Source organism: Streptomyces sp. GL_141, assembly GCF_057834385.1.
On record NZ_CM174402.1, the window covers coordinates 8,321,154 to 8,343,112 of the forward strand.

21 protein-coding genes and 1 pseudogene are annotated in these 21,959 nt (G+C 71.9%); 14 read left to right on the forward strand and 8 right to left on the reverse strand.

Translation table 11 applies throughout. The annotated features are described in order from the left end of the window. Window positions 1-38: 38 nt before the first annotated feature. Window positions 39-734, reverse strand: a complete 696-nt coding sequence (locus tag AC3IX6_RS36975) for a TetR/AcrR family transcriptional regulator (RefSeq protein ID WP_489367673.1) — start codon at window positions 732-734, stop codon at window positions 39-41. A gap of 129 nt (window positions 735-863) precedes the next feature. On the opposite strand from AC3IX6_RS36975, the gene AC3IX6_RS36980 reads away from it, so the two are divergent. The 11 genes from AC3IX6_RS36980 (at window position 864) to AC3IX6_RS37030 (ending at window position 12,539) form a co-directional block, all read left to right on the forward strand. Next, window positions 864-2,558 (forward strand): amidohydrolase, encoded by a 1,695-nt coding sequence (locus tag AC3IX6_RS36980; protein ID WP_489367674.1) that lies wholly within the window; start codon window positions 864-866, stop codon window positions 2,556-2,558. Between the two features lie 143 nt (window positions 2,559-2,701). Further along, on the forward strand, window positions 2,702-4,405 hold the full coding sequence (locus AC3IX6_RS36985; RefSeq protein WP_489367675.1) for an ABC transporter substrate-binding protein: 1,704 nt from the start codon (window positions 2,702-2,704) through the stop codon (window positions 4,403-4,405). Beyond that, window positions 4,402-5,382, forward strand: a complete 981-nt coding sequence (locus tag AC3IX6_RS36990; protein WP_489367676.1) for an ABC transporter permease — start codon at window positions 4,402-4,404, stop codon at window positions 5,380-5,382. Before AC3IX6_RS36985 ends, AC3IX6_RS36990 begins: the two co-directional genes overlap by 4 nt. Next, window positions 5,379-6,269: an ABC transporter permease gene (locus tag AC3IX6_RS36995; protein ID WP_489367677.1), complete on the forward strand. Its 891-nt coding sequence runs from the start codon at window positions 5,379-5,381 to the stop codon at window positions 6,267-6,269. The genes AC3IX6_RS36990 and AC3IX6_RS36995 overlap by 4 nt, the downstream gene beginning before the upstream one ends. Then, window positions 6,266-7,276, forward strand: coding sequence for an ABC transporter ATP-binding protein (locus tag AC3IX6_RS37000; RefSeq protein WP_489367678.1), 1,011 nt, complete (start codon window positions 6,266-6,268; stop codon window positions 7,274-7,276). Before AC3IX6_RS36995 ends, AC3IX6_RS37000 begins: the two co-directional genes overlap by 4 nt. Next, window positions 7,273-8,136 carry an ABC transporter ATP-binding protein gene (locus tag AC3IX6_RS37005; protein WP_489367679.1) on the forward strand — a complete coding sequence of 288 codons (864 nt, stop codon included), beginning with the start codon at window positions 7,273-7,275 and terminating at the stop codon, window positions 8,134-8,136. Before AC3IX6_RS37000 ends, AC3IX6_RS37005 begins: the two co-directional genes overlap by 4 nt. 231 nt (window positions 8,137-8,367) lie before the next feature. Then, a complete protein-coding gene (locus AC3IX6_RS37010) occupies window positions 8,368-9,213 on the forward strand; it encodes an ABC transporter substrate-binding protein (RefSeq protein ID WP_489367680.1) in 846 nt (281 codons plus the stop codon). Further along, complete coding sequence (locus tag AC3IX6_RS37015) at window positions 9,210-10,010, forward strand: amino acid ABC transporter permease (RefSeq protein WP_489367681.1); 801 nt, start codon at window positions 9,210-9,212, stop codon at window positions 10,008-10,010. The genes AC3IX6_RS37010 and AC3IX6_RS37015 overlap by 4 nt, the downstream gene beginning before the upstream one ends. A gap of 7 nt (window positions 10,011-10,017) precedes the next feature. Then, window positions 10,018-10,851: an amino acid ABC transporter ATP-binding protein gene (locus AC3IX6_RS37020; RefSeq protein WP_489367682.1), complete on the forward strand. Its 834-nt coding sequence runs from the start codon at window positions 10,018-10,020 to the stop codon at window positions 10,849-10,851. Window positions 10,852-11,055: 204 nt separating this feature from the next. Beyond that, a complete protein-coding gene (locus AC3IX6_RS37025; RefSeq protein ID WP_489367683.1) occupies window positions 11,056-12,180 on the forward strand; it encodes a mechanosensitive ion channel family protein in 1,125 nt (374 codons plus the stop codon). Window positions 12,181-12,287: 107 nt separating this feature from the next. Further along, window positions 12,288-12,539 carry an EF-hand domain-containing protein gene (locus AC3IX6_RS37030; RefSeq protein WP_250740005.1) on the forward strand — a complete coding sequence of 84 codons (252 nt, stop codon included), beginning with the start codon at window positions 12,288-12,290 and terminating at the stop codon, window positions 12,537-12,539. 70 nt (window positions 12,540-12,609) lie between these two features. On the opposite strand, the gene AC3IX6_RS37035 is transcribed toward AC3IX6_RS37030, so the two are convergent. The 4 genes from AC3IX6_RS37035 to AC3IX6_RS37050 all read right to left on the reverse strand — a co-directional run bounded on the left by AC3IX6_RS37035 (window position 12,610) and on the right by AC3IX6_RS37050 (window position 16,276). Next, entirely contained in the window at window positions 12,610-13,857 is a 1,248-nt protein-coding gene (locus AC3IX6_RS37035; RefSeq protein WP_489367684.1) for a cytochrome P450, read from the reverse strand. Between the two features lie 24 nt (window positions 13,858-13,881). Next, window positions 13,882-15,276, reverse strand: a complete 1,395-nt coding sequence (locus AC3IX6_RS37040) for an NAD(P)/FAD-dependent oxidoreductase (protein WP_489367685.1) — start codon at window positions 15,274-15,276, stop codon at window positions 13,882-13,884. Further along, complete coding sequence (locus AC3IX6_RS37045; protein ID WP_489371672.1) at window positions 15,269-15,511, reverse strand: ferredoxin; 243 nt, start codon at window positions 15,509-15,511, stop codon at window positions 15,269-15,271. The genes AC3IX6_RS37040 and AC3IX6_RS37045 overlap by 8 nt, the downstream gene beginning before the upstream one ends. 108 nt (window positions 15,512-15,619) lie before the next feature. Continuing rightward, entirely contained in the window at window positions 15,620-16,276 is a 657-nt protein-coding gene (locus AC3IX6_RS37050; protein ID WP_489367686.1) for a hypothetical protein, read from the reverse strand. 135 nt (window positions 16,277-16,411) lie between these two features. Between AC3IX6_RS37050 and AC3IX6_RS37055 the strand changes: the two genes are divergently transcribed. Genes AC3IX6_RS37055 through AC3IX6_RS37065 form a run of 3 tightly spaced genes read left to right on the forward strand, consistent with a single transcriptional unit; the run spans window position 16,412 to window position 18,107 of the window. Beyond that, window positions 16,412-16,894, forward strand: a complete 483-nt coding sequence (locus tag AC3IX6_RS37055; protein WP_489367687.1) for a hypothetical protein — start codon at window positions 16,412-16,414, stop codon at window positions 16,892-16,894. Beyond that, window positions 16,888-17,139 (forward strand): helix-turn-helix transcriptional regulator, encoded by a 252-nt coding sequence (locus AC3IX6_RS37060; protein ID WP_489367688.1) that lies wholly within the window; start codon window positions 16,888-16,890, stop codon window positions 17,137-17,139. Before AC3IX6_RS37055 ends, AC3IX6_RS37060 begins: the two co-directional genes overlap by 7 nt. Next, on the forward strand, window positions 17,136-18,107 hold the full coding sequence (locus AC3IX6_RS37065) for an NAD(P)-dependent alcohol dehydrogenase (protein WP_489367689.1): 972 nt from the start codon (window positions 17,136-17,138) through the stop codon (window positions 18,105-18,107). Before AC3IX6_RS37060 ends, AC3IX6_RS37065 begins: the two co-directional genes overlap by 4 nt. 206 nt (window positions 18,108-18,313) lie before the next feature. Here AC3IX6_RS37065 and AC3IX6_RS37070 read toward each other — a convergent pair. The 3 genes and pseudogenes from AC3IX6_RS37070 to AC3IX6_RS37080 all read right to left on the reverse strand — a co-directional run. Then, window positions 18,314-18,955: pseudogene (locus tag AC3IX6_RS37070) on the reverse strand (VanW family protein); the annotation flags it as partial. A 314-nt stretch (window positions 18,956-19,269) separates the two neighbouring features. Next, window positions 19,270-20,517 (reverse strand): MFS transporter, encoded by a 1,248-nt coding sequence (locus AC3IX6_RS37075; protein ID WP_489367690.1) that lies wholly within the window; start codon window positions 20,515-20,517, stop codon window positions 19,270-19,272. Next, window positions 20,514-21,899: a GH1 family beta-glucosidase gene (locus AC3IX6_RS37080; RefSeq protein WP_489367691.1), complete on the reverse strand. Its 1,386-nt coding sequence runs from the start codon at window positions 21,897-21,899 to the stop codon at window positions 20,514-20,516. Before AC3IX6_RS37080 ends, AC3IX6_RS37075 begins: the two co-directional genes overlap by 4 nt. Window positions 21,900-21,959: the final 60 nt, after the last annotated feature.

Genomic DNA, 21,959 nt, shown 5'->3' on the forward strand with positions numbered 1-21,959 from the left:
GCCCGCGGACGGAGCGGCGGGGGGCCGGCCGTCCCCGTTCAGGCTCCGCGCAGCGCCTCGACCCGGTTCTCGATCGCGGTGATCAGGGCCTCGACCCTGGCTTCGAAGATCTGCTCGTCCGTGACCTCGGCCAGCTGGGCGCCGAGCCGGGTGATGTTGGGGAAGCCCGCGGGGTCGACCAGGCGGTACTCGCGGTTCCACGAGGACTCGTCGGCGGCCCGGACCTCCGGGTCGAACAGCAGGTAGGCGGCGCGCTGGCCGACGTAGGCCAGGAGGGAGTCGCCGACCATCCGGTAGTGGACGGCCGCCTCCGCCCCTTCGAGGCCGGCCTCCGTCACCGCGCCGAGGATCAGCTCCACGACGCGGAACTCGTTGGGCCTGCGGGTGGTCCGGCTGGCCATGGTCGAGCCGACCACCGGGTACCGGAGCGCGACTTCGAGGGAGCCGTCGGCGAGTGCCCGCAGCCGGTCCTTCCAGTCGAGCCCCTCGGGGATGCGGTCGAGCACCTCGCCGAGCGTGCGGTCGGCGACCGACAGCAACAGCTCGTCCTTGTCGCGGAAGTGCCGGTAGATCGCGGTCGGGTCGGCGCCGAGCTCCTCGCCGAGGCGCCGCACGGTGAAGGCGTCCTCGCTGCCGCGAGCCGCGATGCGCAGGCTCGCTTCGATGATCGCGTCGGGTGTGAGCTGGCTGCCCGCGCGCTTGGACCGGGCGGGTGTGTCGGATGACTTCGGCATGGTGGGGCCAGTGTAACGATGTGGAACAGAGCGAGCGCAACACCGTTGACAACATTGTTGCGCTCCCGTTCACTCCTCCTCAACGAACCAGCCGTGCGGGGCTCACCCGCCGAGCCGAAGGATGCGTCGATGGGCAACACCAGGCAGCCGACCGGGCCGCGTGCCGACATCGTCTTCGTAGGGGGACGGGTCTTCACCGGCACCTCACCCACCCCGATCGACGCCGCCGTCGCCGTCGGAGGCGGCCGGATCATCGCCGTCGCCGACGCGGCCACCGTGCGCTCCCTCGCGGACGCCGACACCGAGGTCGTCGACCTCGCCGGAGGACTGCTCGTCCCCGGATTCCAGGACGCCCACGTGCACCCCGCGGTGGCCGGAGTCCAGATGCTCGGCTGCGACCTGAGCGAGGAACGCACCATCGACGGCTACCTCGCGGTGGTCGCGGAATTCGCCGGAGCCCACCCCGACGCGGCCTGGATCCGCGGCGGCGGCTGGTCGATGGACGTCTTCCCCGGCGGCACGCCGACCCGGGCCATGCTCGACGCCGTGGTCCCGGACCGGCCCGTCCTGCTCACCAACCGGGACGGCCACGGCGCCTGGGTCAACACCAGGGCCCTCGAAGTCGCGGGAGTCGACCGCACCACCCCCGACCCGGCCGACGGCCGGATCGAGCGGGAGGAGGACGGAAGCCCGGCCGGCACCCTCCAGGAGGGCGCCGTGGAGCTGGTGGCACACCACGTGCCCATCGCGACCCCGGACGAGGCGCTCGCCGGCCTGCTCGCCGCGCAGGAGCACCTCTTCTCCCTCGGCGTCACCAGCTGGCAGGACGCCATGATCGGCTCCTTCCCCGGCAACCCCGACAACTACGGCGTCTACCTGCGCGCCGCCCGCGAGGGCTCCCTGCGCGCCCGCGTCGTCGGCGCCCTGTGGTGGGACCGCGAACGCGGCCTGGAACAGATACCCGACATCGAGGAGCGCCGCCGCACCGGACAGGTCGGCCGCTTCAACGCCACCAGCGTGAAGATGATGCAGGACGGCATCGCCGAGAACTTCACCGCCGGCATGCTGGAGCCCTACCTCGACGGCTGCGGCTGCGCCACCAACAACTCCGGGCTCAGCTTCATCGATCCGAAGGTGCTCACCGCGGCGGTGGCCCTGCTCGACCGCGCGGGCTTCCAGATCCACTTCCACGCACTCGGCGACCGGGCCGTGCGCGAGGTGCTCGACGCCCTCGCCGAAGCCCGCGAGGCCAACGGGGCCAACGACAACCGCCATCACCTCGCGCACCTCCAGGTCGTCCACCCGGACGACATCGCCCGCTTCGCGAGCCTGGACGCGGCCGCCAACATCCAGGCGCTGTGGGCCGCCCACGAGCCGCAGATGGACGAGCTCACGATCCCCTTCCTCGGACCGGAACGGGCCCGCCTCCAGTACCCGTTCGGCGACCTCCAGCGCGCCGGAGCCCGCCTGGTCGCGGGCAGCGACTGGTCGGTCAGCAGCCCCAACCCGCTGTGGGGCATCCACGTCGCCGTCAACCGCTCCGTGCCCGACGAGGCCCCGAACGCGACCGGGACCTTCGAACCGGCGCCGCCGTTCTTCCCCGAGCAGGCGCTCACCCTCTCCCAGGCGCTCACCGCCTACACCGCCGGCAGCGCGTGGGTGAACCACCTCGACGAGGTCACCGGCACCGTCGAGGAGGGCAAGTACGCGGACCTCGTCGTCCTCGACCGCGACCCCTTCGCGCACCCCCCGATGGAGATCGCCGACACCCGCGTGCTGCGCACGTACATCGACGGCGAACTGGTCTTCGCCGCGACCGACTGAGCGACGGCCACCCGCACCGCACCCGGACCGCATCCGCACCCGGACCGCATCCGCACCGCACCGTCACCGCACAGCCACCGGCCGGGCCGCCACCGGCCGAGCGTCACCCACCCCACCGAGCTCATCCCTCAGGGAGTCAGACGATGTCATCCACCCGATCGGGATCCCCGCTGCGCCAGGGCCGCCGCACCCAGAGCCGCACCCAGAGTCGCAGCCGCATGCGCCACGCCGCGGCCGCCGTCCTCGCCTCGGCCGCCCTGCTCGTCACGAGCGCCTGCAGCGGCGCCGCCGCCGACAAGGACGCGGACCGGGCCACCGCGTACAAGATCACGGACAAGACGCCCGCCGCCACCGGGAACGTGGACTCCTTCACCTGGTCCGTCTACGCGGAGCCGACCACCATCGACTACGCGTACTCCTTCGACTTCCCGCCCAACCAGATCCTCTCCAACGTCTGCGAGAGCCTGCTGCGCTGGAACCCCGACCTGACGACCTCCCCCGGACTCGCGGCCTCGTACACCAACCCCACGCCCACCACCTGGGTCTACCAGATCCGCCCCGGCGTGCGCTTCCACGACGGGACGGCGCTCACCGCCGACGACGTCGTCGCCTCCCTGAGCCGCAACCTGGACCCCGACACCGCCAGCGTCTGGGCGAACCAGTACAAGAACGTCAAGTCCATCGACAAGACCGGCCCGATGGAAGTCACCGTCACCCTGGCCAAGCCGGACTCCACCTTCAACAAGTACCTGGCCGCCGGCCCCGGCACCGTGGAATCCGCCGCCACCCTGGCCAAGTCCGGCAAGGACTACGGCAATCCGCAGACCGGCGTGAACTGCACCGGCCCCTTCTCCTTCGGATCCTGGACCTCCGGCCAGTCCCTCACCCTCAAGCGGTTCGACGGGTACTGGAACCAGGAACTGAAGGCCAGGTCCGGCGAGGTGAAGTTCGTCTTCCTCGCCGATGCCACCACCCGCGTCAACGCCTTCCAGAGCGGGGAGGTCGACGGCGGCTGGATGGTCCCGCCGAACGCCTACACCCAGCTGGGCTCCACCGGGGCGGGCAAGCTCTACTTCGGACGCAACACCACCGTCGCCGACGAGGTCGTCGCCAACCTCAAGGGCCCCCTCGGCAACCCCAAGGTCCGCCAGGCCCTCCTCATGGCCACCGACCGCAAGGGCATCGTCAAGGCCGGCGCCGGCGGGGTCGGCGAGGTCTCCGACTCCCTCGTCACCGACAACCTGTGGGCCGACGCGCCCCCCGCGACCCGCGAAGCGCTCCTGAAGGACCTGCCGAAGTACCCGTACGACCCGGCCAAGGCCAAGGCGCTCGCCGCCGAGGCCGGAGTGAACGGCCAGGAGATCGTGATCGCGACCAGCCCGCTGGACTCGCAGACCACGATCATCACCCAGGCCATCGCCCAGGCCGCCACCGCCATCGGACTGAAGCCGCGGATCGACTCCCTCTCCGCGGAGAAGTACACGACCCTCTTCACCGACCCCGCGGCCCGCGAGGGCATCGACCTCTTCCTCACCTTCTGGTACACGTCCATCACCGACCCGCTGGACATGTTCGCCTCCCTGGAGACCGGAGCCTTCAGCAACTACGGCAGCTGGTCCGACCCGGCCTTCGACGCCGCCGTCGAGAAGGCCGTCGGGGCCTACGACCCGGCGGACCACGCGGCTGCCAACGCCGAGGCGCAGAAGATAGCCTCGCGCGAACTGCCCTGGCTGCCCCTCTACACGCTCCCCGTCAGCGTCTTCATGGGCAAGAAGATCACCGGCGTCCAGCCCTCCATCGCCTACCTCTACTACCCGTGGGCGGCCGAGATCGGAGCCAAGGGATGACGGCCGCGGCGAAGGCCGCGACCACCCGCGCCGTACGGGTGCTGCGCCGCCTGGCCGGCATGGCGGCGACGCTGCTCGTCACCTCCTTCCTCGTCTTCTCCTCCCTCTTCCTCGCCCCCGGGGACCCGGCGAGCTTCCTCATCAAGGGGCGCAGCCCCAGCCCGGAGGACCTCGCCGCCCTGCGCAGCCAGTACGGCTTCGACGAACCCTTCCTGGTCCGGTACTGGAACTGGCTCGAAGGGGTGCTGCACGGCGACTTCGGCCGCTCCTACCTCTTCCACCAGGACGTCTCCTCCGTCATCTGGTCGCGCCTGCCCTCCTCCATGCTGCTGATCGCCGTATCCGGCCTGATGATCGCCGTGTTCGGCATCGGCTCCGGCATCATCGGCGCGCTGCGCCGGGGTTCGCGCACCGACCGCTCCCTGATGCTGTTCGTCACGGTGGGCGCGGCCGCACCCGCCTTCGTCGCCGCCCTGCTGCTCAGGTCGGTGTTCGGGGTGCAGCTGGGCTGGTTCCCCACCATCGGCAACGGCGAAGGCCTCATGGACCGGCTGCACCACGTGATCCTCCCGGCGGCGGCCCTGTCCGTCACCTTCACCGCCCTGGTCACCCGGGTGACCCGCTCGGCCATGCTCGACGAACTGAGCCGCGACCACGTGGAGGTCGCACTGAGCCGCGGAGCACCACGGCGCACCGTCATCCGGCGGCACGTCCTGCGCAACGCCCTCGGCCCGATCGTCACCGTCTCCGCCCTCCTGGTCTCCGGCATGCTGGTCAGCACCGCGATCGTCGAGACCGCCTTCGGAATGTCCGGCGTGGGCTCCCTGCTGGTGCAGTCCGTCGACCAGCTCGACTTCCAGGTCGTCCAGGCCATCGTGCTGCTGGTGGTGGCCGCGTTCGTCGTCGTCAACGCCCTCGTGGACCTCCTCCAGCCACTGATCGATCCGCGCACGGCCGCGGCCGGGAGCGCCCGATGAGCACCCTTCCCGAAACGGGCACCACGACCCGTGTCCCCCGTGCCCGGCGCGACCCGCTCGCCCGGCTGCGCCGCCTCGGTGGCAGCCGGCTCCAGCGGACCTGCCTGGCCCTCCTCGTCCTGTTCGTGCTCGTCGCGATCCTCGGCCCCTGGATCGCCCCCTACGACCCCACCTTCGGACAGCTCGGCGACACCCTCCTGGGGCCGAGCCCCCAGCACTGGCTGGGCACCGACCAGGGCGGCCACGACACCCTCTCGGCCCTGCTGGTCGGCACCCGCACCAGCCTGGCCGGACCGCTCGCCGTCGTGCTGTTCTCCACGCTCCTCGGCGCCGCCGTCGGCCTGTTCACCGCCTGGCGCGGAGGCTGGATCGACACCGCCGTCGGCCGGGTCCTCGACGTCCTGTTCGCCTTCCCCGCACTGCTCCTCGCGATCCTCGCCGTGGCCCTGTTCGGCAAGGGGATGACCGCTCCGGTGATCGCCATGGCCATCGCCTACATGCCGTACACCGCACGCCTCGTACGGGGCCTGGCCGTCCGGGAGAAGTCCCGGCCCTACATCGCCGCCTACCAGGTGCAGGGCCACTCGCCCCTGTACGTCACCGTCCGCAGACTGCTGCCCAACATCGCCCCGACGCTGCTCGCCCAGTCGACGGTGAACTTCGGTTACGCACTGCTCGACCTCGCAGCCCTCTCCTTCCTCGGACTCGGCGTGCAGCCGCCGACCCCCGACTGGGGAGCCATGATCAACCAGGGGCAGGCGGCCGTCCTGCAAGGCCAGCCGCTCTCCGCGATCGCGCCCGCCGTGGCGGTCGTCCTGGTCGTGGTCGCCTTCAACGTCGTCGGGGAAGACCTCGGCGACCGCCTCGCGGGGAGGGACTCCCGATGACACTGCTCGACTACGAAGCCCTGCGCGTCACCCTCCCCGCGATGGCCCGCCCCCTCCTCGACGGCGTCAGCCTCACCGTCGCGGCCGGCGAGGTCGTCGCCCTGGTCGGCGAATCCGGCTCCGGCAAGTCCGTCACCGCCCGCGCCGCCCTCGGCCTGTTCCCCCAGGGCGCCGAGACCTCCGGCCGGGTCCGGGTGGACGGCACCGACCTCGTCGGCGCCACCCCCGCGAGCCTGCGCGAGGTGCGCACGAACAAGGCCGCGATGATCTACCAGGACCCCCGGGCCGCCATCAACCCGGTGCGCCGGGTGGGGGACTTCCTCACCGAACCGCTGCGCCTGGTGCACGGCTGGTCCAAGGCCCGGGCCAACGTCAGGGCCGCCGAACTGCTCGACGCGGTCGGCCTGCCCGACCCCGTCCGCCACCTGAACCAGTTCCCGCACGAGCTCTCCGGCGGCATGCTCCAGCGCGTCGTGATCGCCGCGGCCCTCACCGCCGAACCGAAGCTCCTGCTCTGCGACGAGCCGACCACCGCGCTCGACGTCAGCACCCAGGCCGAGATCCTGGCCGTCCTGGGCCGGCTCCAGCGCGAACGCGGCCTCGGACTCCTCCTCATCACCCACGACATCGAGCTCGCCGCCTCCGTCAGCGACCGGATCTACGTCATGTACGCGGGCCGGATCGTCGAAACGGCTCCCGTGGCGGAACTCTTCGCCTCCCCCCGGCACCCCTACACCGCGGGCCTGCTCGGCTCGTCCCCGCCGCTCGAAGGCCCCGCGGCCCGCCTCACCCCCATCCCCGGCGCCCCCATGGGCCTGCTGGAGTCGGCCCCCGGCTGCGCCTTCGCACCCCGCTGCCGGTTCGCCGAACCGGGCCGCTGCGACCAATCGCCGCCGCGGCTCCTGCCGCACGGCCCGGCCGAGGTCGCCTGCCACCGCGCCGCCGAACTCGCGCCCGAACTCGCGCCCGAGCTCACGCCCCGGCTCGCGCTCAAGGAGGACCGATGAACACCGAGTCCGGCAAGGACGCCGGGTCGAGCGCGAACAGCACCCCGGAACTCCTCCGGGTGACCGGACTGCGCAAGACCTACCGGACCGGCGGGACGGAGGTCGTCGCCGTCGACGACCTGTCGTTCTCCGTACGGGCCGGCGGGGCGCTCGGCATCGTGGGGGAATCCGGTTCGGGCAAGACCACCACGGCCCGGATGCTGATCGGCCTGGAACGCCCCGACGCGGGCGAGATCCTGGTCCAGGGCCGGCCGCTGGCGGCCTCCGTACGGGGGAGGCCGGCCCGGCTGGCCCGCGCCAAGGCGGTCCAGATCGTCTTCCAGGACCCCTACCTCTCCCTGGACGCGCGGCTCTCCATCGGGGAGACGGTCGACGGCGTGCTCCGGCTGCACGGGTGGTCCGACCGGACGGTCCGGGCCGCACGGGTACGGGAACTGCTGGCCCAGGTCGGCCTCGGCGACCGCGAGGCGGCCGCCCTGCCCCGCCGGCTCTCCGGCGGCCAGCGCCAGCGCGCCGCGATCGCCAGGGCGCTGGCCGTCGAACCCGCCGTCCTGGTGCTCGACGAAGCGGTGTCCGCCCTGGACGTGTCCGTACAGGCGCAGGTGCTCAACCTGCTCTCCGACATCCGGCGCGACACCGGGATCGGCCTGGTCTTCGTCAGCCACGACCTGGCCGTCGTCCGCTACGTCTGCGACGAGGCGCTCGTCATGTACCGCGGCCGCACGATGGAACACCGCCCGGTCGACGAGCTCCTCACCGACCCCCACCACCCGTACACCCGGCTGCTGCTGGCCTCCGTACCCCGTCCGGGCTGGGACCCCGACTCGATCAGCCGGCGCCGCCGCGAGCTCACCCCCTGACCGCACCGGCGGCGGCGGGGCGCGACGCCGGGGCGGGTTCGTGGGGCCGCCCCGGCCGGGAGGCGGACGGACCGCCGCCCGCGGGCATCCGGGCGATCTTGGCCGGATCCGCCCTGGCGTCCCCGGAACGCATGGCGGAAGATCCCTCAGCGGGCACCGCCCGTGGCTTACGATCGCCGCGGACGATCCCGCCCGTGATCGCCGATCGACCCGCACTCGTGGAGGTCAACCGTGTTCCGGACGGCCAGAGGAAACCGCAAGCGCCCCGCCGGCCCCCGAATCCGCGTCGCCGCGGCCGCGGCGGCGGGCGCGTTCCTCGTCGCGGGATGTTCCTCGGGCGATGACGGCCCGAGCGAGGCGGCCGGCGGAGTGCCCGTGGTGGAGAAGGGCAAACTGACGACCTGCACCCACCTGCCCTATCCGCCGTTCCAGTTCGAGAAGGACGGCAAGGTCGTCGGTTTCGACGTGGCCCTGGTCGACCTGGTGGCGACCCGGCTCCAGGTCGAGCAGAAGATCCTCGACACCCCCTTCGAGAACTTCAAGACCGGCGCCTTCCTCAACTCCGGCGAGTGCGACCTCGCGGCCGCCGGCATGACGATCACCGACGAGCGCAAGAAGAACGTCGACTTCTCCGTCCCCTACTTCGACGCCACGCAGGCGCTGCTCGCCACCAAGAAGAGCGGCATCACCTCGCTCGCCGACCTCAAGGCGAAGTCGAAGAAGCTGGGCGCGCAGGCCGAGACCACCGGCGAGAGCTACGCCAAGGCCCAGGGCTTCGACCCCGTCGCCTTCGAGAGCTCGGACGCGGTCATCAACGGACTGCGCACCGGCCAGGTGGACGCGGTCGTCATCGACTACCCCGTGGTCCAGGGCTGGCTCAAGGACCCCAAGAACGCCGCCGAGTTCACCCTCGGGCAGAACATCGAGACCGGTGAGCAGTACGGCTTCTCGGTGAAGAAGGGCAACACCGCCCTCGTGGCCGCGATCGACAAGGCGATCACCGACGCCAAGGCCGACGGCACCTACAAGAAGCTCTACGAGCAGTGGATCGGCCCGCTGCCCCAGACCACCCCGTGACCTCCCGGCTGACCCGGCGCCAGCGCCGCCGGGTCTCGCAGGGACTGCAGTACGCGCTCTTCGCCGCCGTGCTGGTGCTGGTCGCCGTGTCCGCGGACTGGGGCAGGCTGCAGAACCAGTTCGCCCAGAAGGACCTGGCGCTGCGGCTCTTCCCGGAGATCATCACCACCGCCCTGCGCAACACGGTGATCTACACGACCTCCGGGTTCCTCCTCGGTCTGGTACTCGGCCTGGTCATCGCCATGATGCGGCTGTCCTCCGTGGCCCCCTACCGGTGGGTCGCGAGCGTCTACATCGAGCTGTTCCGGGGGCTCCCGGCCCTGCTGATCTTCATCTTCGTGGGTGTGGCGGTACCCCTGGCGTTCCCCGGTACGGAGATCCCCGGAGGCACGTACGGCAAGGTCGCGATCGGACTGGGACTGGTGGCCGCCGCCTATATGGCGGAAACGATTCGGGCCGGCATCCAGGCCGTGCCCAAGGGGCAGATGGAAGCCGCCCGCTCACTGGGCTTCTCGCACGCCCGCGCCATGGTCTCGGTCGTCATCCCGCAGGCCTTCCGCATCGTCATCCCGCCCCTCACCAACGAACTCGTCCTGCTGTTCAAGGACTCCTCGCTCGTCCTGTTCCTCGGTGTGACGCTGTCGGAGCGGGAACTGACGAAGTTCGGACGGGACCTCGCCAGCCAGACCGCCAACTCCACCCCGATCCTGGTCGCGGGCCTGTGCTACCTCCTGGTGACCGTGCCGCTGAGCTTCGTGGTGCGCCGCCTGGAGGCCCGTGCGGACAAGGCCGTGTGAGGAAGACATGCATCAGGAGGCCCCAGCGGTGGACACGACGGCCACGGACCGCCCGGAGATCGAGATCCGGGGACTGCACAAGTCCTTCGGCGCCAACCACGTCCTGCGCGGCATCGACCTCGACATCGCCCGGGGCGAGGTGGTGTGCGTCATCGGACCCTCCGGATCGGGCAAGTCGACGTTGCTGCGCTGTGTGAACCTGCTCGAAGAGCCCAGCGAGGGCCGGGTGTTCGTCGGCGGAACCGAACTCACCGACCCGGACGTCGACATCGACGCCGTACGCCGCCGCATCGGGATGGTCTTCCAGCAGTTCAACCTCTTCCCGCACGTGAGCGTGCGCGAGAACCTCGCGCTGCCCCAGCGCCGCGTCCTGGGCCGGGGCAGGGAGGAGGCCGAGGCCGTGGCCCGCAAGAACCTCGCGCGCGTCGGCCTCTCCGACAAGTCCGAGGCGTACCCGGCCCAGTTGTCCGGCGGCCAGCAGCAACGGGTGGCGATCGCCCGGGCCCTGTCGATGGGCCCGGAGGTGATGCTCTTCGACGAGCCCACCTCCGCGCTGGACCCCGAACTCGTCGGTGAGGTGCTGGCGGTGATGCGGGTCCTGGCGGGCGAGGGCATGACGATGATGGTCGTCACCCACGAGATGAGCTTCGCCCGCGAGGTCGCGGACCGGGTCGTGTTCATGGACGGCGGAGTGATCGTCGAACAGGGCCCGGCGGCCCAGGTGGTCGGGGCTCCCCTGGAGGAGCGGACCCGAGGCTTCCTCAACCGGATCCTGGACCCGGCGGCGGCCGAGGCACCCGGGCCCCGGGGAGAAGACCCGCCGCGGGGCGGGGACGCCTGATCACGTCGAGCACCCGACCGGGCCCACCTGCACCGGCGTGTTGATCATGGGGCAGGATGGCACCCCGTTCCGCATGCGCACGCATGCGCGAACGCGGCCCCAGCACGACGAACTGACAGGTGACAAGGTGACCACACCCCTCATCCGGCGGCCCGCAGGGCCAGCCACCGCATCCCCGGTCCGGCGAGGGGCGGAGGACGTCCGTTGAGCCGGGAACTCGTCCTGCACGACTGGCTGGTCGCCGGCATCGCGCTGGTCGCGGGCGGGCTCGCCGGGCTCCTCCTGCGCGCCCTCGTCCGGTGGCTGGCCAAGCACGCCCTGCGGACCCGGTGGAGCGGCGACGACATCATGGTCGACGCGCTGCGCACCCTCGCACCGGCGGCGGCCGTCATCGCGGGCGCCGCCGTGGCCGCCTCGACGCTGCCGCTCAGTACACGGGTCTCCGGGTGGGTGAACCACTCGCTGACCGCGCTGCTGATCCTCGTGGCCACGGTCGGCGTGGCCCGCGTCGTCGCCGGCCTCGTCCAGTCCTTGGCGCAGGCCCGGACGGGAGTGGCCGGATCGGCGACCATATTCGTCAACATCACGCGCGTCCTGGTGCTCGCGATGGGCCTGCTCGTCGCCCTCGAATCCGTGGGCGTGTCCATCGCGCCCTTGCTCACCGCCCTCGGCGTGGGCGGTCTGGCGGTCGCCCTGGCCCTGCAGGACACCCTCGCCAACCTCTTCGCGGGCGTGCACATCCTCGCCTCGAAGACGGTGCAGCCCGGTGACTACATTCGCCTGACGAGCGGTGAGGAGGGGTACGTCGTCGACATCAACTGGCGCAACACCGTGGTCCGCAACCTGTCGAACAACCTGGTGATCATCCCCAACGGGCGGCTCGCGCGCACGAACATGACCAACTTCACCCAGCCCGAACAGCCGTTGACGATCATGGTCCAGGTCGGAGTGGGCTACGAGAGCGACCTGGAGCACGTCGAGCGGGTGACCCTCGAGGTGGTCGACGGGGTGATGGCGGACATCAACGGCGCGGTTCCCGACCACGAAGGAGCCGTACGCTTCCACACCTTCGCGGACTCCAGGATCAACTTCACGGTGATCCTCGGCGTCGGCGAGTTCAGCGACCAGTACCGGATCAAGCACGAGTTCATCAAGCGGCTGCACAGCCGCTTCCGGGCGGAGGGCATCTCGATCCCCGCCCCCACGCGGACGGTCGCCCTCCACCAGGAGGACTCCCGGTCCGTGCCGCCCGCCGCGGCCCCGCCGGTGGCGCCCGTACCGCAGCAGCGCGAGGCGCCCGTCGCCGCTCTGGCGGACGGTGCGCGGTAGCGGGGGACACCGGAGGAGGACGGCGGGGAGGCGGGTCATAAGCTGACGCTCCGGGGCCCGCGCCCCGCCGTCACCCGCACCGCGCCGCCCACCGGAAGGACCCTGTCATGAGTGAGAAGGCCCGCAAGCTCTTCGACGCGCTCGACCTGAACAGCGACGGGGTGCTGACCCGGGTCGAGGTGATCACGGCCCTGCGCAGCAAGGGCCCCACCCTCGCCGCCCACGGCGATCTGCCCTTCTGGGCCGTGGGCGACGTGGACACCTCCTCGGCCCTCTTCGACCGGGCGAACGCGGACGGCGACGACGTGCTGACCTTCGAGGAGTTCGAGCGCGAGGTCGACCGCCGCTTCGGCTGGTAGCCGCGAACGGGCTCCGGACCAGGGTCGGTCCGGGGCCCGGGCCCGTATCAGGGTCCGTATCGGCGCCCGTTCAGGAGCGGATCCCGTCGCAGGCGATCCGCAGGTGCCGGGGCCCGCGCAGGACCGCGTTCTGCCGGTAGGGCGGCGGGTCCTCCAGCAGCCGCGGGTTCTCCAGCCGCCGGGCCAGCTCGCTCAGTGCGAGCTGCGCCTCCAGCCGGGCCAGTGGGGCGCCGAAGCAGCTGTGGATGCCGCTGCCCAGGCCCAGGTGCTGGATGTCCTTGCGGTAGGGGTCGAAGCGGTCCGGGTTCTCGAAGCGGTTCGGGTCCCGGTTGCCGGAGGCCAGGATCAGCCACATCGAGGAACCCTTGGGGATGGTCACCCCGCCGACCTCGATGTCCACCAACGGGGTGCGCTGCGGCAGCAGTTGCACCGGAGGCTCGAACCGCAGCAGCTCCTCCACCAGGGGCACGGCCAGACCGGGCTCCTTTCGCAACTGCGCCAGCACGTCCGGGTTGCGCAGCAGGGTCAGCATCCCGTTGGTGATCAGGTTGACCGTGGTCTCGTGGCCGGCGATCAGCAGCAGGGCCGCAGTGCTCAGCAGCTCCATCGTGGACATGGACTCGTCCGGGCCGTGTCCCACGGCCAGTTGGGAGAGCATGTCCTCGCCGGGATCCTTGCGACGCTGTTCGATCAGCCCGGCCAGGTACATGCCGAGCTCCATGCGGGAGTCGTGGGTCTTGCGCTGCCGTTCGGCGGGATCGGCGTCCGGATCGGGGTCCAGGCTCGCGGCGAGGGTGTCGGCCCAGACGTGGAACTTGGCCTCGTCCTCGCGCGGTACGCCGAGCAGCTGGCAGATCATCGTGACGGGGAACGGGTACGCGAACTGGTCGACCAGGTCGATGTCCTCCGTGTCCCCGGTGGCCCCGAGTTTGTCGATGAGACCGGTGACGATGTCCTTCAGCCCGCCGCGCATCCCGTCGACGCGGCGCGGGGAGTGCGGCGGCCCGAAGGGCCGGTTGGTCATCCGGCGCAGCCGGTCGTGCTCCGGCGGGTCCAGCTTCAGGAAGCTCGGCGGCAGCGCGGTCTCCTCGGCCTCCCCGCCCTCGGCGAGCGGGTCCCCGGCCGTGGCGGCCAGGTTGCGGGAGTCGGAGCTGAGCCGCGGATCGTGCAGCAGGCTCTGGATGTCGTAGTAGGTGCTGATGACGTACGGTCCGGTCCCGTCGTGGAAGACGGGGGTCTTGCGCAGCTCCTCGTACAACGGGTACGGGTTCGCGCGGCTGGAATAGTCCAGGATCTGGCTCAGGATGCCGTGGGCCATGGGGGTCCTCCGGGAACGTGCGGGTCAGTGCCCGGCGGGGGTGAAGGTGGCGATCCGGCGGTCGGCCGGCGAGTACCCGCTGAGGGTGATGGTCGGGCCGTGCGTGGGCACGGAGGGGTCGGGGAAGTCGGCCGGGATCGGCCGCTGCCCGTCGGGGCGGCGGTCCACCGTGGTGAACGGGGGCGGGAACGGCGCCGTGCACTCGATCTGCTTCTCGTAGAACTGCAGCCAGCGCGCGTTGTCGAAGGTGACGGCCCCGATGACCCGGCCCTGGTAGCCGTAGACCCCGGTGAACCGGCGCTCGGCCCGCGACCCCTGGGTGATCATGATCTCGGTGCCCATGGAGGGAACGCCCACGGACTTGATGTTCACGCCGAACTGGGAGGACCAGAACGCCGGCACCCACAGGTGCGGCCGGCGGTCGGTGCTCTCGCTCAGCATGTTGTGGGCCGCGGTCTCGGCCTGCGCGACGGCGTTGCCCCAGTGCTCCAGGGAGAGGAACTGGTAGCCGAACAGCGCGTGCGGGGAGCGGGCCACGTCGCCCGCCACGTAGATGTCGTCGGTCACGATCCCGCGGAGGTCGAAGGCCCGGCAGCCGGCGTCGCAGGCGATGCCGCGCGGACCCGCGCCGAGCCCGGAGCCGGTCAGCCACTCGGTGTTGCGCTGGGCGCCGAGGGAGACGACCACCACGTCGCATTCCAGCGTGGTGCCGTCGGAAAGGTGTGCGGCGCGCACCCGCCCGGTGGAGTCGCCCTCCAGGGCGGTCACCGAGATCCCGGTCCGCAGGTCCACGCCGTTCTCCCGGTGGAGTTCGGCGGCCACGGCCCCGATCACCCCGCCCAGGGCGCCTACCAGGGGGCCGTTGCCGCGTTCGGCGACGGTGACCTCCAGCCCGCGTTCGCGGCAGGCCGAGGCGATCTCGGAGCCGGTGAAACCGGCGCCGATGATCAGGACCCGGCGCGGTCCGGCGGCCAGGGCCCGGGCCAGACCCGCCCCGTCCTCGCGGGTGCGCAGGGTGAAGACCCCGTCGAGCTCGCCCTCGGCCTCGTTCGGCCAGGGCCGGGCCCGTACCCCGGTCGCGATCAGGAGCCGGCCGTACGGGACCTCCTCGCCGTCGGCGAGCTTGACCGTACGGGCCGCCATGTCGAGACCGGTGGCCGCGACGCCGAGGCGCCATTCGGCTTCGATGTCGCGCCGCCGGGGGAGCAGGGTGCGCTCGGCGTCGGCCATGCCCAGCAGCACCCCCTTGGACAGCGGCGGCCGGTCGTACGGCTGGTGGGGCTCGTCGCCGATCATGGTCAGCGTGCCGGCGAAGCCCTTCTCCCGCATGACCTCGGCGGCGCGCAGTCCGGCCAGCGAGGCGCCGACGACCACGATGCGGCCGGAGCGCTTGAGCTGCTCCAGGGCGGTGTCAGCCATCGGAGGCCTCCCCTCCGGAGCGGGCGGGGGCGGTGGCGGCCAGGTCCATTTCGTCCACGAGGATCGCCTGCACGGGGCAGGCGGCCACGGCCTGGGCCACGCGCTCGCGCTGGGCGTCCTCGGCCTGCGGATCGTAGAGCAGCCCTTCGTCCCCGTGCATGGCGAAGACGTCGGGGGCGAGGAAGGCGCACTGCGCGTATCCCTGGCACCGGTTGAGATCGACGACGAGCCTCAGCAAGGTGTGGTCCTTTCGGTGCCCCCCTGGGCCTTCCGGACCAGCGTGCGCGCGGGGGTGGCGGGGGGCCCGTCCGCGGCGGCCATTGGAGTGAGGTCCCGGCGCCCGTCAGGGGGCAGGGAGGCGGGCGGGCCGGGAACGGCCCCGGCCCGCCCGCAGGATGTACAGGCTCACGAGCAGGGCCCAGGCCGGGAAGACCAGCTCGGACCAGGGCAGGGAGGAGCCCGCCACCAGCAGCACCAGGCCGGCGAGGTACCCGGCCACGGCCAGCGGGCGCGGGAAGGCTCCGATCCGGCGGCCGATCGTGGAGGTCGCGAACACGAACACGGCGGCCATCCGCATCCCGTACGTGGTCAGCAGGGTGTAGGCGAAGTGGCGGCCGAACTCCTGGGGCTGATCGGCGTCCAGCACCGTCCCCGCGGCCGCGGCGGCGCCGAAGAGACTGGCGACGAAGATCATCCCGCTGCCCAGGAAGACGGTGGCGACGAACCGGTCCTCCGCTTCGCCGGAGTGCTCCCGCAGGGCGCCCATGAACCACAGGAAGGCGATGCCCGCGAAGGGGACCAGCTCCAGCGCGGTGGTCACCGCGTCCCGCTGCCCCGAGGTGACCTCGATGTCGGCCGCCCCGCCCCCCTCGGGCAGGCCGATCCGGGCCAGCACGATCGCCGCCGCCATGAGGACGGCGAAGAGGATCCCCGCGAGCCCCGCCGCCCTGGGGGTGCTCAGGCTCTGTCCCGGGGGCGTCCCCGGTGCTTCTGGTCTCATGCGTCCAGCAAGCCCGGGGTGCGGCCGTGGTGCCAGCGGGGCCGGGCGCCCGGGTGACACGGGGACCGGGCTCCGCCCCCGTGCGGCCGATGTAAGAAATCATTGACATGAGGTATGGATTCTTTTACCTTCGTAATGTCAAAGTTCTTTTACACGGGAGCGGGTGCGGTCGTGGCCTTCGAGGAGAAGCGCGCGTGGATCATGGGGGTGGTCGCGATCGTCGGGTACGCGGTCTACCTGGCCCTCGTGCTGGGCCGGTTCGGGATGGGCGGGTCCGGCGACGGGGTCCCCCTGGCGGAGGTCCCGTACATCACGCCGCTGCTCTGGACGGTCGGCGGCGCCATCGCCGCCGCGATCCTCCTCAACATCGCCGTGGCGGTGGCCGAGCCCGGCGAGGCCGACGTCAAGGACCAGCGGGACAAGGAGATCGGCCGCCTCGGCGAGCACGCCGGGCAGTCCTTCCTCGCCATCGGCGCCGTGGCCGCGCTGATCCTCTCGATGGCCGGCGCGGACCGCTTCTGGATCTCGAACGCCCTCTACCTGGGCTTCGTCCTCTCGGCGGTGCTCGGTTCGGCCGTCAAGCTCGCCGCCTACCGTGTGGGGTTCCAGTCGTGGTGAAGCCGACCGGCATCACGAACCGGATCAGGATCCTGCGCTTCGAGACCGGGGAGATGACCCAGGCGGAGCTCGCGGAGCGCATCGGCGTGACCCGCCAGACCGTCATCGCCATCGAGAAGGGCCGCTACTCGCCCTCCCTGGAGACGGCCTTCAGGATCGCCCGCGCCTTCGCGGTACCGCTCGAACAGGTATTCCAGTACGAAATCGATGCAGACGACGCAAACGAGGAAGGGACGACGCCGTGAAGGCGATCGTGCAGGACACGTACGGCTCCAGCGAGGTGCTGGAGCTCAGGGACGTCGAAACGCCGAGACCGGGCAAGGGGGAGGTGCTCATAGCCGTCCGGGCCGCCGGCCTCGACGCGGGGGTCTGGCACCTCATGAGCGGCAAGCCCTACCTGCTGCGGATCCTCGGCTACGGGCTGCGCGCACCCAAGGTGCCCGTACGCGGCCGGGAGGTCTCCGGGCGGGTCGAGGCGGTCGGCGAGGAGGTGACCGCCTTCGCGGTGGGCGACGAGGTCTTCGGCATCTGCGAGGGCTCGTTCGCGGAGTACGCGACCGCCCGGCAGGACAAGCTGGCGGCCGTGCCCGCGGGGCTGCCGTTGGCCGAGGCGGCCGCCCTCCCGATCTCCGGGCTCACGGCCCTCCAGGCGCTGCGCGACGCGGGGCGCGTACAGCCCGGCCGGCGGGTCCTGGTCATCGGGGCCGCCGGCGGGGTCGGCACCTTCGCGGTCCAGCTGGCGAAAGCCTACGGAGCGCACGTCACCGGCGTGTGCAGCACCACGAAGACGGAGCTGGTGCGCGGGCTCGGCGCGGACGAGGTCATCGACTACACCCGTGAGGAGTTCGCGGACGGCGTCCGCCGCTACGACCTCATCCTGGACATCGCGGGCAACCGCCCCCTGTCCCACCTCCGGCGCGCCCTGACCCCGCGCGGAACGCTCGTGATCGTCGGCGGCGAGGGCGGCGGCCCCTGGCTGGGCGGCATGGGGCGGGTCCTGTGGGCCGCACTGCTGAACCCCTTCGTGCGCCACGGCCTCAAGGGGTTCATCTCCGCCGAACGCCAGGCCGACCTGGAGGTGCTGGGGCGGCACGTCGAGGACGGCACCCTGACCCCGGCCGTCCACCTCACCTGCCGGCTCGCCGAGGCCCCCGCGGCCATCGACCGGCTCCACCGGGGCGAAGCACGCGGAAAGATCCTGATCACGCCCTAAGGCGTGGGTGCCGTGCCGGGGGCGGACGTGGTCGGAACCGCGGACGTGCTCGGAGCGGCGGACGCGGAGGGTGCGGCGGGCGCCGGGGATGCGCTGTCCGTGGCTGACGCCTCGGGCGCCGCGGCGGGGGTTCCGGGGGAGCCCGAGGGGGTCCCGGGGGTGGCCGACGGGGTCGCACCGGGGGTGGCCGTGGGGGATTCCGGGACGCAGACGATCTCGTCGCGCGGGGTGTAGTGCGTACGGAACGTCTCGCGGCCGACCTCGTGGCCGCCGCGGACGAAGACGCGGTCCACGGAGACGTCGAACCCTTCCAGCGGGGTCTGCGGCTCGCAGGTGGGGCCGGCGACCGTGCGCTTCGCCGGCGGCGTGACATGGGTGCGCGGGCCCTTGGTCGCACGGATCTCGTCGTACTGCTTCGTTCCGAGCAGGGTCACGGTCACCGAGTTCGCCGTGGACGAGGCCCGGACGGTCACGGGGTGCCCCGAGTCGTTCTGCCAGCGCAGGTCGAGGGTGCCCCAGGCGACGGTGGCCTCGCGGCCCTCCGGGTACCGCTCGATGTAGAAGGAGTGCGCCCCGTGCTCCACCGGCTTCAGGCCCGCGAAGAACATGGCGTTGTACATGGTCGTCGCGACCGCGGAGACGCCGCCGCCGGGGGACTTCACGTAACGGCCGTCGTTGATCATGATGCCGTCGACGAAGCCGTTCTCCACGGTCCGCTCGCCCACCGCCTGGTTGAAGCTCCAGATGTCGCCCTGCTCGACGACGGCCCCGTTGATCAGTTCCACGGCGCGCGCGATGTTGTGCGTGCGGTAGGGCGCGGCGGGATAGGCGACGGTGAAGGTGGAGAGGACCTGCTGCCCGACGGCTGCCTTCGTCCCGGTGGTTCCTGCCCCGGCTGTGGCTCCTGCCCCGGCGGTGGCCGACGGGGCGGCCGTACGGTCCGGGGCGGGCCCCTCCGCGGCTGCCGCGGCGCCGGCGGCGAAGCCGCCGAGGCCGAGCACGGCGGCCGTACCGGCCGATATCAGGGCGATCCGCGTGGTGGCCGTACGGCCGTGGGCGCGTCGCATGTCTCTCCCTGTCGCTTCGGAATCCGAACCACACAAGTTTGGTCTAAATCGGACCAAAAGGGTGAGAAATGTGCCGGGTCTCACGATATGGAGGCTTACGGAACCGAGCGGATCCGCCTGACCAGCAGCGATCCCGCCAGGGCCAGGGCTCCGGCCAGCGCGTACAGGGCCGTGTACCCGCCGAGGTGGGTCACGACGGGGGCCGCGATCACGGGAGCCAGAACCTGCGGCAGCGCGTTGGCGATGTTGATGACGCCCAGGTCCCGGCCCCGGTCCTCGGCGGTCGGCAGCACGTCCGTGAGCAGGGCGAAGTCCACCGCCGTGTACACGCCGAAGCCGAGCCCCAGGACGAGCGAGGCGACCACCGCGCCGGTCCAGGTCTGCCAGACGGCGAGCAGCAGCGTGGCCGCGGCGATGACCAGTCCCGACCGGATGACGTAGGACTTCCGGCGGCCGCTGCGGTCGGACCGGATGCCGCTGATCACCACGGTGGAGAGCAGGGTGAGGGCGTTGAGCGCCGTGAGGATGAGGACGCCGGTGTCCGCGTCGCCCCGGTAGCGCACGGCGTCGGTGAGGTAGTAGAGCAGGTACATCGTGCTGATGGAGTACGAGAGGTTCATCAGGAACCGGGTCAGCCAGGCCCAGCCGAAGTCGGGATGGCGGCGCGGGTCGATCCAGAAGCCGGTCAGGAAGCCGCGCCAGCGGAAGGCCGGGCGGGCGGCGGGGGCGAGCACCGAATCCCGCCGCATCAGCACGTACGGCACGGCCGCGAGCACCGAGAAGGCCGCGCAGGCCAGGTAGCCGGCGGTGATCCCGCCCGCGACCGTGGCCAGGGCCGTGCCCACCAGGATCCCGATCACCTGGGAGACCCCGAGCCAGCCGCCGACCAGCCCGCGCTGCCGGGCCGGGACCTGGTCGGGGACGGCCGCGGTGAGCGCGGCGAACGCGGCGTTGAGGGCCAGCTGCACCAGGCACCAGCCCGCGATCACCACCGCGAGGCTCTGCGCGAGCCCGAGGACCACCAGGCCGGCCGCCCCGCCCGCCACCCCGGCGACCACCCAGGGGATCCGGCGGCCCGCGCGCGCCGTCGTACGGTCGGACAGTGCTCCGAAGACGGGATTGGCGACCATCGAGACGGCCGCCCCCAGCCCCGTCACCAGGGCGAGGGTGGACGCCTTGTGGTCCGGGGTGAGCTGCTCGGCCTGGCGTGCCAGCAGCAGCTGGAGCGGGCCGAACCAGCCGACCCACACCCCGAGGTTGGCGAGGGACAGCGCGCTCACCCACCGGCCGCCCGGCGGCGTGGCGGTCTCCTGCGCCGCCCCGGCCTTCGGCCCGGCGGTCACCTGCCGCTCTTGATCAGGTCGCGGTACCAGGCGTACGACTCCTTGGGGGTCCGGGCGAGGGTCTCGTAGTCGACGTGGACCAGGCCGAACCGCTGCCGATAGCCCTCCGCCCACTCGAAGTTGTCGAGGATCGACCAGATGAAGTAGCCGCGGACGTCGGCCCCTTCGGCCATCGCCTCGTGCAGGGCGCGCACGTGGCCCTCGTGGTACGCGATCCGGCGGGCGTCCTCGATCCGGCCCGTGCCCGGGTCCGGGCCGTCCCCGTACGAGCAGCCGTTCTCGGTGATGTACAGCGGCGGCAGCCGGTCCCCGTAGCGCTCGCGCAGGGTGGCGAGCAGTTCGCGCAGTCCGTCCGGCACCACCGGCCAGTCGAAGTCGGTGCGCTCGTACCCCTCGATCTCCCGGAAGCCGAAGGGGAGCCCGGAGGGGATCTCGATCCCGCCGAAGACGGAGGTGCCGGCCGGGGTGGGGGCGCCGACGAGCATCGGGTTGTAGTAGTTGACCCCGTACCAGTCCAGCGGCGCCGAGATCGTCTTGAGGTCCTCGGCAACCGGGCCGGGCAGCAGGGACTCCAGGCCGTCCGGGTAGGCGCCGGTCAGGATCGGGTCGGCGAAGAGGCGGTTGGTGAGGGTGTCGTACAGCGCGGCGGCGGCCCGGTCCTCCTCGCTCTCGCCGGCGGCCCACACGGGACTGTGCGAGGCGGCTATGCCGATGTGCCGGGCGCCCGCCGCGCGCAGGGCCTGTACGCCCAGGCCGTGGGCCAGGAGCTGGTGGTGGGCGGCGGGCAGGGCGTCGAAGACGAGCTGCTTGCCCGGGGCGTGCTCGCCGAGGCCGTACCCCAGGAGGGTCACCTCGGCGGGCTCGTTGATGGTGATCCACATCGGCACCCGGTCGGCGAGCCGCTCCGCGACCACCGAGGCGTACGCCGCGAACCGCTCGGCGGTGTCGCGCTCCAGCCAGCCGCCCCGCTCCTCCAGGGCGAGCGGGGTGTCCCAGTGGAAGAGCGTGGGCACCGGATCGATCCCCGCGGCGCACAGCTCGTCGACGAGCCGGTCGTAGAAGTCCAGGCCCGCCCGGTTGACGGCCCCGTGCCCGTCGGGCAGGACCCGGGACCAGGAGACGGAGAACCGGTAGGCGTCCACGCCCAGTCCGCCCATCAGGGCCACGTCCTCGCGGTAGCGGCGGTAGTGGTCGGTGGCCACCTCCGCGTGCGAGCCGTCCTTGACGCGCCCCGCCTCCCGGGTGAAGGCGTCCCAGGAGGAGGGCCCCCGGCCGTCGGCGGTGGGGGAGCCCTCGATCTGGAACGCGGAGGCGGAGACTCCCCAGCGGAAACCGGCCGGGAAGCGGGGCGTGGGGGATGCGGGCGGTACGGACGCGGTCATGCGGGCTCGCTTCGGTCGGGGACGTTCACGGCACTTTCGGGGCCCCGGACCCGCCCTGTC

Coding starts and splice junctions, on each gene's coding strand:
- AC3IX6_RS36985 (WP_489367675.1), top strand. CDS start 2,702: ATGTCATCCACCCGATCGGGATCCCCGCTGCGCCAGGGCCGCCGCACC.
- AC3IX6_RS37035 (WP_489367684.1), bottom strand. CDS start 13,857: ATGGCCCACGGCATCCTGAGCCAGATCCTGGACTATTCCAGCCGCGCG.
- AC3IX6_RS37030 (WP_250740005.1), top strand. CDS start 12,288: ATGAGTGAGAAGGCCCGCAAGCTCTTCGACGCGCTCGACCTGAACAGC.
- AC3IX6_RS37080 (WP_489367691.1), bottom strand. CDS start 21,899: ATGACCGCGTCCGTACCGCCCGCATCCCCCACGCCCCGCTTCCCGGCC.
- AC3IX6_RS36975 (WP_489367673.1), bottom strand. CDS start 734: ATGCCGAAGTCATCCGACACACCCGCCCGGTCCAAGCGCGCGGGCAGC.
- AC3IX6_RS36995 (WP_489367677.1), top strand. CDS start 5,379: ATGAGCACCCTTCCCGAAACGGGCACCACGACCCGTGTCCCCCGTGCC.
- AC3IX6_RS37020 (WP_489367682.1), top strand. CDS start 10,018: ATGCATCAGGAGGCCCCAGCGGTGGACACGACGGCCACGGACCGCCCG.
- AC3IX6_RS37000 (WP_489367678.1), top strand. CDS start 6,266: ATGACACTGCTCGACTACGAAGCCCTGCGCGTCACCCTCCCCGCGATG.
- AC3IX6_RS37050 (WP_489367686.1), bottom strand. CDS start 16,276: ATGAGACCAGAAGCACCGGGGACGCCCCCGGGACAGAGCCTGAGCACC.
- AC3IX6_RS37055 (WP_489367687.1), top strand. CDS start 16,412: ATGTCAAAGTTCTTTTACACGGGAGCGGGTGCGGTCGTGGCCTTCGAG.
- AC3IX6_RS36990 (WP_489367676.1), top strand. CDS start 4,402: ATGACGGCCGCGGCGAAGGCCGCGACCACCCGCGCCGTACGGGTGCTG.
- AC3IX6_RS37040 (WP_489367685.1), bottom strand. CDS start 15,276: ATGGCTGACACCGCCCTGGAGCAGCTCAAGCGCTCCGGCCGCATCGTG.
- AC3IX6_RS36980 (WP_489367674.1), top strand. CDS start 864: ATGGGCAACACCAGGCAGCCGACCGGGCCGCGTGCCGACATCGTCTTC.
- AC3IX6_RS37005 (WP_489367679.1), top strand. CDS start 7,273: ATGAACACCGAGTCCGGCAAGGACGCCGGGTCGAGCGCGAACAGCACC.